At 67.7% G+C, this 14,467-nt stretch carries 12 protein-coding genes; 10 read left to right on the top strand and 2 right to left on the bottom strand.

All coding sequences use genetic code 11. From position 1 onward, the window contains the following. Positions 1-6: 6 nt before the first annotated feature. Positions 7-1,185, bottom strand: a complete 1,179-nt coding sequence (locus AC07VS_RS26745) for an MBL fold metallo-hydrolase (RefSeq protein WP_492350015.1) — start codon at positions 1,183-1,185, stop codon at positions 7-9. Positions 1,186-1,523: 338 nt separating this feature from the next. On the opposite strand from AC07VS_RS26745, the gene AC07VS_RS26740 reads away from it, so the two are divergent. After that, complete coding sequence (locus AC07VS_RS26740; RefSeq protein WP_494752483.1) at positions 1,524-2,027, top strand: helix-turn-helix transcriptional regulator; 504 nt, start codon at positions 1,524-1,526, stop codon at positions 2,025-2,027. After that, the gene (locus AC07VS_RS26735; protein WP_494752482.1) at positions 2,024-3,283 is read left to right on the top strand and encodes a type II toxin-antitoxin system HipA family toxin; all 1,260 of its coding nucleotides are present in this window, start codon (positions 2,024-2,026) and stop codon (positions 3,281-3,283) included. Before AC07VS_RS26740 ends, AC07VS_RS26735 begins: the two co-directional genes overlap by 4 nt. 101 nt (positions 3,284-3,384) lie before the next feature. Here AC07VS_RS26735 and AC07VS_RS26730 read toward each other — a convergent pair whose 3' ends face one another. Further along, positions 3,385-4,080, bottom strand: a complete 696-nt coding sequence (locus tag AC07VS_RS26730; protein ID WP_494752481.1) for a cellulose 1,4-beta-cellobiosidase — start codon at positions 4,078-4,080, stop codon at positions 3,385-3,387. Between the two features lie 546 nt (positions 4,081-4,626). On the opposite strand from AC07VS_RS26730, the gene AC07VS_RS26725 reads away from it, so the two are divergent. The 8 genes from AC07VS_RS26725 to AC07VS_RS26690 all read left to right on the top strand — a co-directional run bounded on the left by AC07VS_RS26725 (position 4,627) and on the right by AC07VS_RS26690 (position 14,033). Then, positions 4,627-6,075 (top strand): NAD-dependent succinate-semialdehyde dehydrogenase, encoded by a 1,449-nt coding sequence (locus AC07VS_RS26725; protein ID WP_494752480.1) that lies wholly within the window; start codon positions 4,627-4,629, stop codon positions 6,073-6,075. A gap of 75 nt (positions 6,076-6,150) precedes the next feature. Next, positions 6,151-7,497, top strand: a complete 1,347-nt coding sequence (locus AC07VS_RS26720) for an aminotransferase class III-fold pyridoxal phosphate-dependent enzyme (protein WP_492350042.1) — start codon at positions 6,151-6,153, stop codon at positions 7,495-7,497. Between the two features lie 54 nt (positions 7,498-7,551). After that, a complete protein-coding gene (locus AC07VS_RS26715; protein ID WP_494752479.1) occupies positions 7,552-8,814 on the top strand; it encodes a Tm-1-like ATP-binding domain-containing protein in 1,263 nt (420 codons plus the stop codon). A gap of 85 nt (positions 8,815-8,899) precedes the next feature. Beyond that, positions 8,900-9,565, top strand: a complete 666-nt coding sequence (locus AC07VS_RS26710; RefSeq protein WP_494659039.1) for an HAD-IA family hydrolase — start codon at positions 8,900-8,902, stop codon at positions 9,563-9,565. Positions 9,566-9,579: 14 nt separating this feature from the next. Next, positions 9,580-10,968, top strand: a complete 1,389-nt coding sequence (locus AC07VS_RS26705; RefSeq protein WP_494752478.1) for a transaminase — start codon at positions 9,580-9,582, stop codon at positions 10,966-10,968. Continuing rightward, positions 10,965-11,762 (top strand): SDR family oxidoreductase, encoded by a 798-nt coding sequence (locus AC07VS_RS26700; RefSeq protein WP_494752477.1) that lies wholly within the window; start codon positions 10,965-10,967, stop codon positions 11,760-11,762. The genes AC07VS_RS26705 and AC07VS_RS26700 overlap by 4 nt, the downstream gene beginning before the upstream one ends. 41 nt (positions 11,763-11,803) lie before the next feature. Beyond that, positions 11,804-13,270, top strand: a complete 1,467-nt coding sequence (locus AC07VS_RS26695) for an APC family permease (protein WP_494752476.1) — start codon at positions 11,804-11,806, stop codon at positions 13,268-13,270. A gap of 4 nt (positions 13,271-13,274) precedes the next feature. Continuing rightward, positions 13,275-14,033 (top strand): SDR family NAD(P)-dependent oxidoreductase, encoded by a 759-nt coding sequence (locus AC07VS_RS26690; RefSeq protein WP_494752475.1) that lies wholly within the window; start codon positions 13,275-13,277, stop codon positions 14,031-14,033. Positions 14,034-14,467: the final 434 nt, after the last annotated feature.

The following is a 14,467-nucleotide window of genomic DNA, read 5'->3' as shown; positions in this document are numbered from 1 at the left end:
GCCACGTCAATTCTCCTGGGGGCGGGCTTGCGAACCGGCAAAGCCAGCCGTGGCAGCCACGCGAGGGAACGCCACCGGACCCTGATCAAGGTCTTGGCCGAGGGCCAGCAGGCTGCCGTCAAGCAGGTGCTCATCAGGCTCGGAGTGTGAGCTGGCTGCGGCCGTGGTGGGGCCGGCACCGCTGTCGGCGCTCAGCTCAAACCGGGTCTTTTGCGCCTTGGCACAGGTGTTGAGCACGCGCATGGCCCGGTCGACCACCGGCTGCCCACTCACAAAGGGGTTGGGGCCCGCGGGTGCCGCCGCCCGGGCCTTGAGCTTGGCCACCGTGCCGTCGTAGCCGGGGTGATTGCTCAAGGGCACGTCGATGCCCCATTGGGCCGAAAGCTGCCGCATGCGCTCGGTCTGGTCGATGTAGCTGCTGAGGCGGGCCATGTCGCGACCGAAGTTGAACGCCGTGCCACCCCAGATCATGGCCGTGTGCTTCTGGCCCTTGTCGCGCACCTCGAACACCGGGCTGATGGTGCCCAGCGTGTGGCCGGGGGTGATCACAAAGCGCACGGTGGTGTCGCCCAGCTGGAGGGTGTCGCCATCACGCACCGCGATATCGCGCTGGGGGTCGCGCTTGGGCGGGCGGTCCCACAGGCGCGAGTCGAACTCCAGTGTGGTTTCCATCATCTTCCAGTCGATCTCGCTGGCCACCACGCGGGCGTGGTAGCGCTCGGCCAGCATCTGCGCCCCGCCGTAGTGGTCGCCATGACCATGGGTGACCAGCACGTAGCGGATCTGGGCCGGGTCCAGCCCCAGGCGACGCATGCCGCCTTCGATCAGCTCGGTGGCCTCTTGGGCGTTGTTCAGCGCGTCGATCAGGATCAGGCCCTCGCTCGTCTGCAACACCCAGGCACTGACCCAGGCCGAGCCCACGTAGTACAGGTTGTCGAAAGCCTGCCCGGGCGCCGGCGGCGTTTGCTGGATGAGCTTGGCCAGCATCGCGTCCATGGCCGGGCTGGGGGCCGCGCGCACGGCCGGCTGCGGGTTGCAGACCGGCAGCAGAAACTTCAGGTCGTCACCGGCCAGGCCTTGGGCCTCCTGCACAAGCTGGTCGACCGTGGCCTGCTGGGGCCTGGCGGTGGAACAGGCGGTGAGTGCCGCCAGCGTGATGCTCGCGATCAAGGCAGTGCGGGCCATGGTGTCTCCTTGGGTGCTGGTTTTGTGCTGCGCCAGGGGCGGTGAGGGTGCTCAGCATTGTTCACATTAATCCAGTCCGCGCGCGTCGTGTGTTGGACACCAGCGGTGAATTTGCAGCACAGGGGCCCGCCTTGCACCTGCCAGAAGCGCCGTGTCACTCGATCGATCCTTTCTGCGGGGTGGCCCTGGTCATGCTGGTTTAAATTCATAGATATCTTGAATTTTCAAGAAATTCAATATCTATGATGTATTTAAGTTTTTTTGAAAATTGTGGGGAATGAACAGCGTCAAATTCTTCATAAAGTTGTCATTAGGCTCAATTTAGATAACATCTATGAATGCCGAGGCAAAACACGCCCCCTTCTGACTTCCCCCAGGCGGTGCTGCAGCAAATCGAGCTGCTGGCCCGCAACATCGTGATCGCCCGCAAGCGGCGCGGTGAGACCCAGGCGCAGTGGGCACACAAGCTGGGGGTGTCCTTGCCCACCATGGCCCGCATCGAGCGGGGCGACCCCTCGGTGGCCATGGCCTCGTATGTGATGTGCCTGTGGTTGGTCAACCAAGCCGTGGGTTTGGCCGATCTGATCGCCCCACAAAACGACCATGCTGCCCTGGAGCGCGAGCTCAGCCGCGTGAGTGCCCCGCGCAAGGCGGCCCGTCCGCGCAGCGTTTCTCAGGGCGACCCGATTCAGGCCTGGCGGGTGGCGGAGCCTGTTGCGGTACCTGCACCTGCACCTGCACCTGCACGTGACCGAGCCCCCGGCACCCGCACCGCCCGCAATGCCAACGCGGCAGGCTTGGCCGCCTTGATGGCCGGTTCGCCCAAGGAGCCTCCGGCATGACGGCCCCGGGCGTCACACCCGCCAGCTACGTGCCGCAAGAGCCGCTGTATGTCTGGGCTCTGGTGAACCCCGCGCAGCCCGCGCTGGTGGGCCCGTTGGGCTTGTCGGCCCTGCTGCCCGACTGCGCCACCTTCAGCTACCAACCCGATTGGTGGCATTTCGCCTTGAGTGAAGACCTGCCGCTGATCCAGGGCCAGATCTTCAGCGCAGGCGAGCGCGGCCGTGCCCCCGGGGCCATCGACGATGCCCGGCCAGACCGCTGGGGCGAGCGCATCATCCGCTTTGTGGACCGCCCGGCGCGCTTGTCCGTTCTTGAGATGCTGCTGTTTGCCGGCGATGACCGCTTTGGTGCCCTGGGCGTGTCGGTCTCTGCACAGCACTACATTCCCCGCCACCTGGGCCCCTACCCCCAACTGCGTGACCTGGCGCAGTTGAGTGCCGCGGTTGAAGACGTGCAGGCGCAGGCCCCGTTGACGCCCGACATCCAGCGCCTGGTGCAACCCGGCGTCACCTTGGGGGGCGCCCAGCCCAAGGCCTTGCTGCAGACCGATGCAGGGCCTTGCGTCATCAAGTTCAGTGAGCTGGGCGATGCGCTCGACACCCCTTTGATCGAACACGCCAGCATGACCTTGGCGGCACAGGCCGGCATCCGCGTGGCCCGCACTGGCGTCTTGCCGCTGCCACCGCGCCATGGCCGGGCCCGCCATGCGCTGACCATCGAGCGCTTTGATCGCAGCGGCCCGTACCGACTGCACTGCCTGTCGGCCCGCACGCTGCTGCGGGCAGCCGGCCTGCATGAAAGCTATGGCGCCCTGGCCACCGTGTTGCTGCGCCTGGGCCACCCCGAGCGCCAGGCCGACCAGCGCGAAGAGTTGTTCAAGCGCATGGTCTTCAACATCCTGATGGACAACACCGACGACCATGAGCGCAACCACAGCGTGTGCCTGGCACTGGATGGCTACTACGACCTGAGCCCTGCCTACGACGTGTTACCCACCCTGCAGAACCTCGGCTACCAAGCCTTGGGTGTGGGCCGCCAGGGTGCCGAGTCCAGCCTGGACAACGCCCTGACCGAGCTGAGCGAGTTCGGCCTCAAGCGGCCGCGCGCGCTCGAACTGGTGTGCCAGGTCGCCCGGGTGGTTGACGCCTGGGCCGTGCACTTTGCGGCGCACGGCGTGGGCGCCGCCGACATGGAAGCCCTGGCAGCCAGCATCGACCGGCCCGCTCTCAAGCTGCAGCGGCTGGCTTTTTGCTGAATGGGTGCCAACGGCCTGAATCAACCCGACAGGGCCGTGGGTCGGTCGACCCAGAGCGGGGGCCACAGCAGCCCCCACCCACGGTCGAAGGTGGCTTGTTCTCAGGCCTGGGTCGAGAGAAGCGAGCCGACGGCGGAAGAGGCCGAGGTCGAGCCGTATCCCAGGTTCTCCTGCAGCTTGTTCAAGAAGGCCTGCAAGCTTGCCTGACTGGTCGTGCCGCTGGAGCCGGTGGTGCTCGAAGTGCTGCTTGACGAAGTACTGCCACCACTGGATTGCAGGTCAGAAGCCAGCTTGGTAAACGCATCCTGCAAGGTCGATGGGGCATTGCCGTTGGCCACCTGGCTGATCAAACTGGACAGCCCCGACGCGAAGTTGCTTTGCCCATCGCCCTGGGTGCCACTGGTGGCGTTGCTGGTGGCGCTTGAAGACGTGCTGCTGCCGTTGCTGCTATCGGCTTTGACGGCCTGAAACAGGGCGTGCATGAATTGGCGCATGTCCTGGCGCACGTTGGAGGTGGCGCTGGTCGAGCCGTCCGAATCACCGTCGCTGTCGGTGCCTGTTGATGAGCCTGTTGTGCTGGCGCTGCTGCCATTTTGCGGCAGCGACAGGCCCAGGCTTTGCAAGGCCTGCGCCATGGCTTGCTGCATGTGGCCGCCGCCGCGGTGGGCCCGGTGCGGTTGGCCTCCGTCGCCGTCGCCATCGGGGTCGGCGCTGCTGTTGACCGCGGTGCTCGTGCTGGTGCTCTGGATGGACGACAGCGGCGAGATGTAGCTGGAGGAAGTGGATGAGATGCTCATGACAATCCTGGGGGTTGGATGGAAGGTAGTGCATTGAACATCGGTCAGCCACGGGTGAAGCTGAGTGTGTAGGCCCTGAAAGCCCTGCTATTTACCCAAGATTTACCGGGTCTTTGTAAAGATGTTGGGTAAGTTCACAAAACTCGCCAGCCGGCCTTCTGGGCCGGCACAAAGCACCGGCACAAAGCAGGCCTCACAACCCCCATGCCAGTCGATTGGCTGAGCTTGCTCTTTTGCCGCCTGAGCAAGCCCGCCAGGCCCCCGGCCCAGTGCCGGGTGGGGTTGTTGAGCGCGCCTTGAATGTTCTGCGCCTCGGCCCGGTGTTCGGCCTTGGGCAGGGCCTGCCGGCCCCGGCTGCAGCGCGCCAGCCTGCCCGTTGGTGGTGCTGGCTCAGTCTGCTCCAGTCCCCTGGTACTAACCCTAGGTTTCTCTTGCGCGAAACCGATAACGCCTCTTGGGGCCTGCGCCGCACACTGCCTTCAACGGATCGAACGGCCTGCCTGCCCTGGCAGGCCAGACCCCCTGTGTGAACTTGTCAGGACTCTCATGACCCCCTCTTATCCCCAACTCGCTCTGCATGTGGCCGGGCAATGGCTGCACCGGGCCTCGGGCGGTGAACGCCCCGTGCTCAACCCTGCCACCGGCGAGGTGCTGGGCCTGCTGCCCCTGGCCGGCCCGGCCGAGCTGAACGCGGCCGCCGAGGCCGCCGAACGCGGCTTCAAGCAGTGGCGCAACACGCTGGCGCAAGAGCGCTACGCCATCGTGCGCCGCACCGCCGAGTTGCTGCGAGAACGCACCCGCGCCATCGCCGAGGTGCTGACGCTGGAGCAGGGCAAGCCCCTGAGCGAGTCGCTGCGCGAGGTGGGCCTGTGTGCCGACATCCTCGACTTCCAGGCCGAAGAGGCCAAGCGCCTGTATGGCCGCATCGTGCCGCCCCGCGTGCCCGGCATCCTGAGCCAGTCGGTGATCCGCCAGCCCATCGGCCCGGTGGCCGCCTTCACGCCCTGGAACTTTCCGGCCAACCTGCCTTCGCGCAAGCTGGGCAGCGCGCTGGCCGCCGGCTGCAGCGTGGTCATCAAGCCGGCCGAAGAAACCCCCGCCACCTGCATGCTGATCGTGCAGGCCTTTCTCGATGCCGGCGTGCCACCCGAGGCCATCAACATGGTCTGCGGCGACCCGGCCCAGGTGTCTGAACTGCTGATCGCCCACCCCGCCATCAGGAAGGCCTCGCTCACCGGCTCGGTGGCGGTGGGCAAGTTGTTGGGCCGCCAGTGTGCCGAGCGGGTCAAGCGCTTCACGGGCGAGCTGGGCGGGCATGCCCCGGTCATCGTCTGCCCCGATGCCGATCTGCCGTTTGCGCTGAAAAACTCGCTGGCCGCCAAGTTCCGCAATGCCGGCCAGGTGTGCGCCTCGCCGATCCGCTTTTACGTGCACCGCAGCCTGTATGCCGACTGGGCTGAGCGCTTCAGTGCTGCCGCCAAGGCCCTGCGCCTGGGCCCCGGGCTGGACCCGGCCACCCAGATGGGCCCGTTGAGCCACGCCCGCCGCCTGGACGACATGGAGCGCTTTGTCAGCGACGCGCTCGACCAGGGCAGCGAGCTGCTGTGCGGCGGCCACCGCGTGGCCGGGCCGGGTTTCTTTTTTGAGCCCACCGTGCTGGCCAACGCCCCCGACACCGCCCTGGTGCAGCAGCAAGAGCCCTTTGGCCCCATCGCGGTGCTGCAGCCCTATGACGAGTTGGACGAGGCCATTGCCCGCGCCAATGCGCTGCCCTACGGCCTGGGGGCCTATGCCTTCACCCGCGACCTGCACACCGCGCATCGCCTGGGCCAGGAGATCGAGGCCGGCATGGTGGGCATCAACCACTTCGGCGTGTCGCAACCCGAGATGCCCTTTGGCGGCTGGAAGGAAAGCGGCATCGGCCAAGAGATGGGCCCCGAGGGCCTGCTGCACTACACCGAGATCAAGACCATCACCGTGGGCGTGCCGGCCTGAGCCGGCCACCCTGGCCCACCCCGGCCAATCTTCCATCGCATTCAAGGAAACCAGATGTCCGACACCATTGCCCAACTGAAGCAAGACAACGCCAAGTTCCTGTTCCACCCCATGGCCCACCCGCGCGCCATGCAGCAGACCCAGCCCGACATCATCGCGCGCGGCGAGGGCTGCTGGATCTGGGACGTGGACGGCCACAAGATGATCGACGGCGTGGCCGGCCTGTGGAGCTCGAACCTGGGCCACAGCAACCGCCAGGTGCGCGATGCCATCGTGGCCCAGCTCGATGAGCTGCCCTTCTACAACACCTTCCGCGGCACCACCCACCCGCGCGCCATCGAGCTGTCGGCCCGCCTGGTGCGCCTGATGGAGCCCGACAACGTGGGCGCCGTGATGTTCGGCAACAGCGGCTCGGATGCGGTCGAGGGCGCGCTCAAGATCGCCCGCCAGTACTGGAAGGTCAAAGGCCAGCCTGAGCGCACCAAGTTCATCAGCTTGAAGCAGGGCTACCACGGCGTGCACTTTGGCGGCATGAGCGTCAACGGCCTGGGCAACATCCGTCGCGCCTACGAGCCACTGATGCCCGGCTGCTTCCATGTCGACTCGCCCTGGCTGTACCACAACGCCTTCACGCAAGACCCCGAAGAGCTGGGCCGCATCTGCGCCGCCCAGCTGGAGCGCGAGATCATCTTCCAGGGCGCCGACACCATTGCCGCCTTCATCGCCGAGCCAGTGCAGGGCTCGGCCGGCGTGATCGTGCCGCCGGCCAACTACTGGCCCTTGGTGCGCGAGGTGTGCGACCGCCACAACATCCTGCTGATCGCCGACGAGGTGGTCACCGGCTTCGGCCGCAGCGGGGCCTGGTTCGGCACCCGGCTGTGGGGCGTGCAGGCCGATATCTGGTGCCTGGCCAAGGGCATCTCGTCGGGTTATGTGCCGCTGGGCGCCACAGCCCTGGGCAAAAAGGTGTCCGATGCCTTCATGGCCGACAGCGGCGGCCTCGGCACCGTGGCCCACGGCTACACCTACAGCGGCCATCCGGTGGCCGCCGCCGCCGCCCTGGCCACGCTCGATGTGCTGGAGGCCGAAGACGTGCCCGGCAACGCGGCCCGTGTGGGCGCGCATTTCCAGCAGCGCATGGCCACGTTTGTGGATCGCTACAGCTTTGTGGGCGACGTGCGCGGCGTGGGCCTGATGGTGGGCATCGAGATGGTGTCCGACAAGGCGGCCCGCACGCCGCTCACCCGCAGCAGCGACATCCCGCAGCGCGTGGCCCGCGAGGCCTACCAGCGCGGCGCCATGGTGCGCATCTCCGGCCCCAACATGATCCTGTCGCCCCCGCTGATCATCACCCGCGAAGAGATCGACTTTCTGGTCGACACCCTGGAGGCCGCTTTCGATGCCGTCCAGAAAACCCTCTGACCCCCGCTTGACGACCTGCTACCCCGCCACTCAGCCACCCCGGAAGACCGCACCATGAAGGCCTCCCCCTGCATCCTGCTCATCGGCACCGTCGACACCAAGAGTGACGAGATGGCCTACCTGCGCGACTGCATCACCCAGGCCGGCGGCCGCACCCTGGTGCTGGACGTGGGCGTGCTGGGCCGCGGCGGCTTTGTGCCCGACATCAGCAACCACCAGGTGGCCGAGGCCGCCGGCGTCACGTTGGACCAGGTCATCGCCAGCGGTGACGAGAACACCTCGATGGTGCTGATGGCGCGTGGTGCCACTGTCATCGGCCAGCGTCTGCTGGCCGAGGGGCGCATCAGCGGCGTGCTGGCCCTGGGCGGCACCATGGGCACCGACCTGGCTCTGGACGTGATGAACGCCTTGCCGCTGGGTTTTCCGAAGGTGCTGCTGTCCACCATCGCCTACTCGCACCTGCTGCCGGCCGAGCGCATCCCGCCCGACCTCATCATGGTGCTGTGGGCCGGTGGCCTGTACGGCCTCAACAGCCTGTGCAAGTCGGCCCTGTCGCAGGCGGCGGGCGCGGTCATGGGGGCCTGCCACAGCGTGGTGGCGCCCGACCGCCAGCGCCCCATGGTGGGCATGACCTCGCTGGGCTCCAGCGCCCTGGTCTACATGAAGCGCCTCAAGCCCGAGCTGGAGCGGCGCGGCTTCGAGCTGGCCGTGTTCCACACCACCGGCATGGGCGGGCGCGCCTTCGAGGCGCTGGCCGCCAGCGGCCGCTTTGTGGCGGTGATGGATTTCTCGTTGCAAGAGCTGGTCAACCACATGGCCGGTTCGTGCGTCACCGCCGGGGCCGACCGCCTGCGCGGTGCCGGCCGGGCAGGCGTGCCGCAGATCGTGGCCCCCGGCGCCACCGACATGGTCGACTATGCCGCCTGGGCCCCCCGGCCCGAAGGCTATGCCGGCCGTGCCGAACATGCCCACAACCGCCTGTTGTCCTCGATCAGCATCAGCCCCGAGATGCGCCGGCGCGTGGCCCGCGAGATCACCACCCGCCTGGCTGAGGCCCAAGGCCCCACCGTGCTGCTGCTGCCCACCCAGGGCATCGAAGGCTGGGACCGCCCCGGCGAACCCCTGCACGACCCCGAAGGCCTGGCCGCCCTGGTCGACGAGCTGCAGGCCAGCGTGGCCCCAGGCACCCGCCTGCAGGCCTTGCCCGCGCACATCAACGACGCGGCCTTTGCCGATGCCGCCCTGCAGGTGTTCGACACCTGGCTGGCCCAGGGCCTGATCCCCAACCCCCTGGCAGTGCCTGTGGCGACGGCCTGAGGCCCAGCCTCTTGTCAGCCTCTACCAGTCACTTCCAGCCCCATTCAGACCCTGCTTTTTGCCACCTCTTTGGCCCCAGCTCTTCATGACTTCTCAAGCCCTGGTCCTTGATTTTGGCGGTGTCATCAGCCGCACCCTGTTCGAAACCCATGCCCTGTCGGAACAGGCGCTGGGCCTGCCCCCCGGCACCCTGCGCTGGCGCGGCCCCTTCGACCCCGCCAGCGATCCGCTGTGGCAAGACATGCAGGCCGACCGCATCACCGAGCGCGACTACTGGATGCAGCGCACCCGCGAGGTGGGCGCCCTGCTGGGCGAGCACTGGGACCGCATGGAAACCTTTGTGCAGCGCGCCCGCGGGGCCGATGTGCAGGCCGTGATCCGCCCCGAGGCCGTGGCCGCCATCCAGGCCGCCCAGGCCGCAGGCTGCCGGCTGGCCGTGCTGTCCAACGAGCTCGACTTGTTCTATGGCGCCGATTTTCGGCAGCGCCTGCCGCTGATGGACTGCTTTGAGGTGGTGGTGGACGCCACCTACACCCAGATCCTCAAGCCCGACCCGCGTGCCTACGCCCTGGTCACCGAGGCCCTGGGCCTGCCGCCCGAACGCTGCGTGTTCGTCGACGACCAGGCCCGCAACATCGCCGGCGCCCAGCGGGCCGGCTGGCAGACCGTGCACTTCGACGTCATGCAGCCCCGCGCCTCGTTTGCCGCCGCCCTCAACCTGCTCGGCCTGGCCACCCCCTCACTCTCCTGAAGCCCCTCCCTCTTATGACCGACACCCTCAATGGCGTCAGCATGGCCCGCGTGGCCGACCTGATGCAGCAAGAACAGGCCCTTTATGCCCGCACCCGGGCCGCCAGCCGGGCGCTTTACCAGCAGGGCCAGCAAAGCTGGCTGTATGGGGCCCCCTCGCACTGGATGCGCCGCTGGATCGGCGGCTGGCCCATTTACGTGGCTGACCGCCCGCACGACTACGGCGTGCGCTTCAGCGATGTCGATGGCAACCCTTATGTCGACTTCTGCCTGGGCGATACCGGCGGCATGTGCGGCCACGGCCACCCCGCCATCGTCGAGGCCATGACGCGCCAGGCCCGCATCGGCACCTCGCTGATGCTGCCCGGCGGCGATGCCGATTGGGTGGGCCAGGAGCTGGCGCGCCGCTTCGGCCTGCCGTACTGGAACCTGACCACCTCGGCCAGCGACGCCAACCGCGCCTGCATCCGCCTGGCCCGCATGGTGACCGAGCGGCCCCGGGTGCTGGTGTTTTCGGGCGCCTACCACGGCAGCGTTGAAGAGGCCCATGTGGAGCTGCGCGAGGGCGAGGTGCACATGCGCAACAACATCCACCACAACTTCTTTCCGCACGATGCGCTGAGCTGCGTGATCGAGTTCAACGACATCCCGGCCCTGGAGGCCGCGCTGCGCCAGGGCGATGTGGCCTGCGTGCTGGCCGAGCCGGCCATGACCAACTACGGCATGATCGCGCCCGACCCCGGCTACCACGAGGCCCTGCGCCGCCTCACCCGCGAGACCGGCACCCTGCTGCTGATCGACGAAACCCACACCTTGAGCAGCGGCCCCGGCGGCTACACCGCCCTGCACGGGCTGGAGCCCGACATGTTCGTGGTCGGCAAGGCGATTGCCGGCGGCATCCCGGCCGCGGCCTTCGGCCTGAGCCAGGCCACGGCCGAGCGGGTGTGGCAGGTGCTGCCCAAGCTGCCGCCCACGGCGCGCCAAAGCGCCCACGCCGGCTTTGGCGGCACGCTGGCCGGCAATGCCCTCACCGTGGCGGTGATGCGGGCGGTGTTGTCCGAGGTGCTCACCCCCGAGGCCTTCGAGCGCATGCTGGGCCTGGCCCAGCGCCTGCAGCAGGGCGTGAACGCCACCATCGCGGCCCACGGCCTGCTCTGGCATGCCACCTGCGTGGGCGCCCGGGTCGAGACCCTGTTCGCCCCCGATGCCCCGCGCAACGCCAGCGACGTGAAGCGCCACCGCAACCCCGATCTGGAGGCCTTGCTGCACCTGTACCTGATGAACCGCGGCGTGCTGATCACCCCTTTCCACAACATGATGCTGTGCTGCCCCGGCACCCGCAGCGACGACGTGGACCGCCACAACGCCGTGTTTGCCGAGTTTGTGCAAGAGGTGTGCGCATGAGCTTGCCCGAGTTTGGTCTTGAAGGCCGCGTGGCCCTGGTCACGGGCGGCGGGCGCGGCATCGGCGCGGCCATCGCCCAGGTCATGGCCCGCGCCGGGGCCCGCGTGCTGATCGCCAACCGCAGCGCCGAGGCCGGTGCGGCAGTGGCCGCCGGCATCGTGGCCCAGGGCGGCCAGGCCCAGGCCATGGGCTGCGACATCGGCCAGCCCGCCGAGGCCCGCCGCGCCGTGGCCGAGGCCGTGGCCCGCTTTGGCGCACTCGACATCGTGGTGCACAACGCGGCCATCAACCCCTGGGCCTCACTGGAGCAGCTCAGCGAGGCCGACCTGGCCCACACCCTGGCCGTCAACCTGCAGGCCTGCTTCTGGCTCACCCAGGCGGCGCTGCCGCACCTGCGCAGGCAGGGCGGGGGACGCATCCTGGTCACCTCATCGGTCACCGGGCCGCGTGTGGCCATGCCGGGTGCGGCCCACTATGCCGCCAGCAAGGCCGGGGTCAACGGCTTCATCCGTGCTGCGGCCCTGGAGCTGGCGCCCGAGCGCATCACCGTCAATGGCGTCGAGCCCGGCTACATTGCCAAGCAGGGCGGCAGCCTGCTCTCCAACCCCGAGCGCGCGCGGCGCATCGCGGCCCACATCCCGGCTGGCGAGCTGGGCCGGCCCGAAGACATTGCCTACGCCATGTGCTACCTCGCCAGCCCGGCGGCCCGCTACATCACCGGCCAGACCCTGGTGGTGGATGGCGGCTCGACCCTGCCCGAGAGCCCGTTTTTCAGTGAAACCGCCCCCGCCTGAGCCCCAAACACAGCAATGCAGCCCTGCAGCAAGGCCCTGACATGAACTCTCTTCATCAACGACTGCAAGCCCACCTTGACCACGGCGTGGTGGGCTTCCCCACCGCGCTGGCCACGGCGGTGGGCCTGGTCATGGCCAGCCCGGTCATCCTCACGGCCACGGCCGGCTTCTCGATCGGCGGTGTGAGCTTTCTGCTGGCCATGGGCATCGCCTTTGTGCTCATGCAGCTGCAGGCCACCACCTTTGCCGAGGCCGCCGCCATGCTGCCCACAGCCGGCTCGGTGTACGACTACATCGCCTGTGGCCTGGGCCGCTTCTGGGCCATCACCGGCACGCTGGCGGCCTACATGCTGGTGCATGTGTTTGCCGGCACGGCCGAGACCATCCTCAGCGGCGTGATGGCCACCGTCAACTTTCCGGCCCTGCACGGCCTGCTGGTCGACCACCACGCCACTTGGGCCGTGGGCGTGGTGATGGTGCTGCTGTTCGGCGGGCTCAACTACTTTGGCATCACCGCCTTTGCCAAGGTCGAGATCGTGCTCACCGTCTGCATGTGGGTCACCCTGGTGTGCTTCGGCTTGTGCGGCCTGATCCAGGCGCCCGTGGTGCAACTCGATGGCTTTTTTGGCCAGTCGCAGGTGGGCACCGATGCGTACTCGGTCATGTCGCTGGTGGGCATGGCCATGTTCATGTTCCTCGGCGGCGAATTTGTCACCCCGCTGGCGCCCGAACTCAAGCGCGCGCACCGCCTGATCCCGCGCGCCATGATGCTGGGCCTGGTGCTGGTGTGGCTGTGCATGGTCATCTGGGGCGCCGCCATGGCGCGCCAGGTGCAAAACGTGGCGCTGGACGCCCAGGGCAGCGTGCACCTGCTCGAAACCCCCGATGCCATCCCCGTGTTCGCACAGACCCTGATGGGCCCGGCCGGCCGCTTCTGGTTGGGCATCGCCTTTCTGCTGGCCGGGGCTGCCACCATCAACACCCTGATGGCAGGCTTGCCGCGCATCCTGTGCGGCATGGCCCGCGAGGGCGCCTTGCCCGCCATCTTCGGGCGCCTGCACCCCCGCCACGGCAGCCCGGTGTTTGGCATCGTGGTGTCGGTGGCCATCCCCATCGCCCACACCTTGCTGATCCAGGGCGACCTGGATCGCATCATGCCGCTGGTGCTGGCCGCCGTGTGCTCTTGGGGCTTTGCCTACCTGCTGGTCAATGCCTCGGTCATCGTGCTGCGCCTGCGCCGCCCCGACCTGATGCGCGCCTACCGCTCGCCCTGGTTTCCGCTGCCCCAGGTGCTGGCCTCGGCCGGCATCGCCGTCGCCATCTGGTTCATCACCCCGCCCAACATGAACCCGCACGACATCTACGTACCCTTTGGCGTGATGCTGGGCTTGACCGCGCTGTATGCCGCCATCTGGACGCGCTACGTCAAAAAGCTGCCCCTGTTCAGCCCCGTGCCGGTCGAAGAGGTGCTGGAGCGTGAACTGCAACGTTGTACCGAAAAGGCCTGAAACCATGCTGCTGTTGAACCAAAAAATCGCCCTGGTGGTAGGCGCTGCCACCGGCATCGGCGCCGCCGTGGCCCGCCGCCTGGCCCGCGAGGGCGCCACCGTGGTCGCCTGCGGCTGGCCCCGCCCCGAAGGCCCGCACAGCCTGCCCTGCAACGTCACCCAAGACGAGCAGGTGCAGGCCACCGTGGCCGAGGTGCTGCGCCGCCATGGCCGCATCGACATCCTGGTCAACGCCGCCGGCGTCATCGCCAAAGACAGTGCCGCCACCATCGTCGACGCCGTGTGGGACCGGCAGCACGACATCAACCTCAAGGGCACCCTGCGCGTGATGCGCGCCGTGCTGCCCGCCATGCAGGCGCAAGGCGCAGGCAGCATCGTCAACATCGCCTCGGTGGCCGCCTTCAACGCCGGGGCCGACTCGGCCAGCTACGCCGCCAGCAAGGCCGCCGTGGTGGCCCTCACCCGCTCGGCCGCCCAAAGCCACGCCCCCCAGGGCATCCGCGTGAACGCCCTGTGCCCCGGCTGGGTCGACACCCCCATGGCCGCCGCCGAAATGGCCGAGATGGCCGCCGAACTCGGCATCACCGAAGCCGAAGCCCGCGAGCGCACCGTCGCCCGAATCGGCCTGGGCCGCATGGCCAGCGCGGACGAGATGGCTGGTGCCTGTCTGTTTTTGTGCGGGCCCGATGCGTCGTTTGTGACCGGGATTGCGTTGGTGGTGGATGGGGGGAGTCGGGTGGCGGCGGGGGTGAGGGCGGTGTGAGGGGGGTGGGGGCTGCTTTAGGCTGGTTACAGTCGCTCAGGGCGCTTTCGTCGAATGACCGGTCTAGTCGATAGCGGACTGTTGAGCCACCCTGACCGAGTGTTGGCACGAAGGCTCAGGGTATGGACCTTCACGACGTGTTATGAAGCCCTCCCTCTGTGTGCAAATCGTTCTACGCCGACGGCATGGTTGGTCCGCATGCCCAATACGTGTAGGAGCCGTTGGACTCGGAGATGGCGATGCGGGACTGGCTGTTGCCTGTGAACTCTTGCCAGAGGACTGAGTATCGAGCGTCTTTTCTGTGCACCCACGCTGCGCCGTCTCACGCTATAGGTAGTGTCTCGACCTGACGAATACCGCATATATAGTGCTCAGCCAGGCTAGAATGCATATAACGGTGAACTGATTACACGCCCATGCACCCCCTACTAGGT

The organism is Curvibacter sp. GW821-FHT01G03 (assembly GCF_059422285.1).
Note: the sequence above shows the minus strand (reverse complement) of the source record. Positions and strands in the feature narration are given on the sequence as shown.

Coding starts and splice junctions, on each gene's coding strand:
- AC07VS_RS26710 (WP_494659039.1), top strand. CDS start 8,900: ATGACTTCTCAAGCCCTGGTCCTTGATTTTGGCGGTGTCATCAGCCGC.
- AC07VS_RS26715 (WP_494752479.1), top strand. CDS start 7,552: ATGAAGGCCTCCCCCTGCATCCTGCTCATCGGCACCGTCGACACCAAG.
- AC07VS_RS26690 (WP_494752475.1), top strand. CDS start 13,275: ATGCTGCTGTTGAACCAAAAAATCGCCCTGGTGGTAGGCGCTGCCACC.
- AC07VS_RS26730 (WP_494752481.1), bottom strand. CDS start 4,080: ATGAGCATCTCATCCACTTCCTCCAGCTACATCTCGCCGCTGTCGTCC.
- AC07VS_RS26745 (WP_492350015.1), bottom strand. CDS start 1,185: ATGGCCCGCACTGCCTTGATCGCGAGCATCACGCTGGCGGCACTCACC.
- AC07VS_RS26735 (WP_494752482.1), top strand. CDS start 2,024: ATGACGGCCCCGGGCGTCACACCCGCCAGCTACGTGCCGCAAGAGCCG.
- AC07VS_RS26695 (WP_494752476.1), top strand. CDS start 11,804: ATGAACTCTCTTCATCAACGACTGCAAGCCCACCTTGACCACGGCGTG.
- AC07VS_RS26725 (WP_494752480.1), top strand. CDS start 4,627: ATGACCCCCTCTTATCCCCAACTCGCTCTGCATGTGGCCGGGCAATGG.
- AC07VS_RS26705 (WP_494752478.1), top strand. CDS start 9,580: ATGACCGACACCCTCAATGGCGTCAGCATGGCCCGCGTGGCCGACCTG.
- AC07VS_RS26740 (WP_494752483.1), top strand. CDS start 1,524: ATGCCGAGGCAAAACACGCCCCCTTCTGACTTCCCCCAGGCGGTGCTG.
- AC07VS_RS26700 (WP_494752477.1), top strand. CDS start 10,965: ATGAGCTTGCCCGAGTTTGGTCTTGAAGGCCGCGTGGCCCTGGTCACG.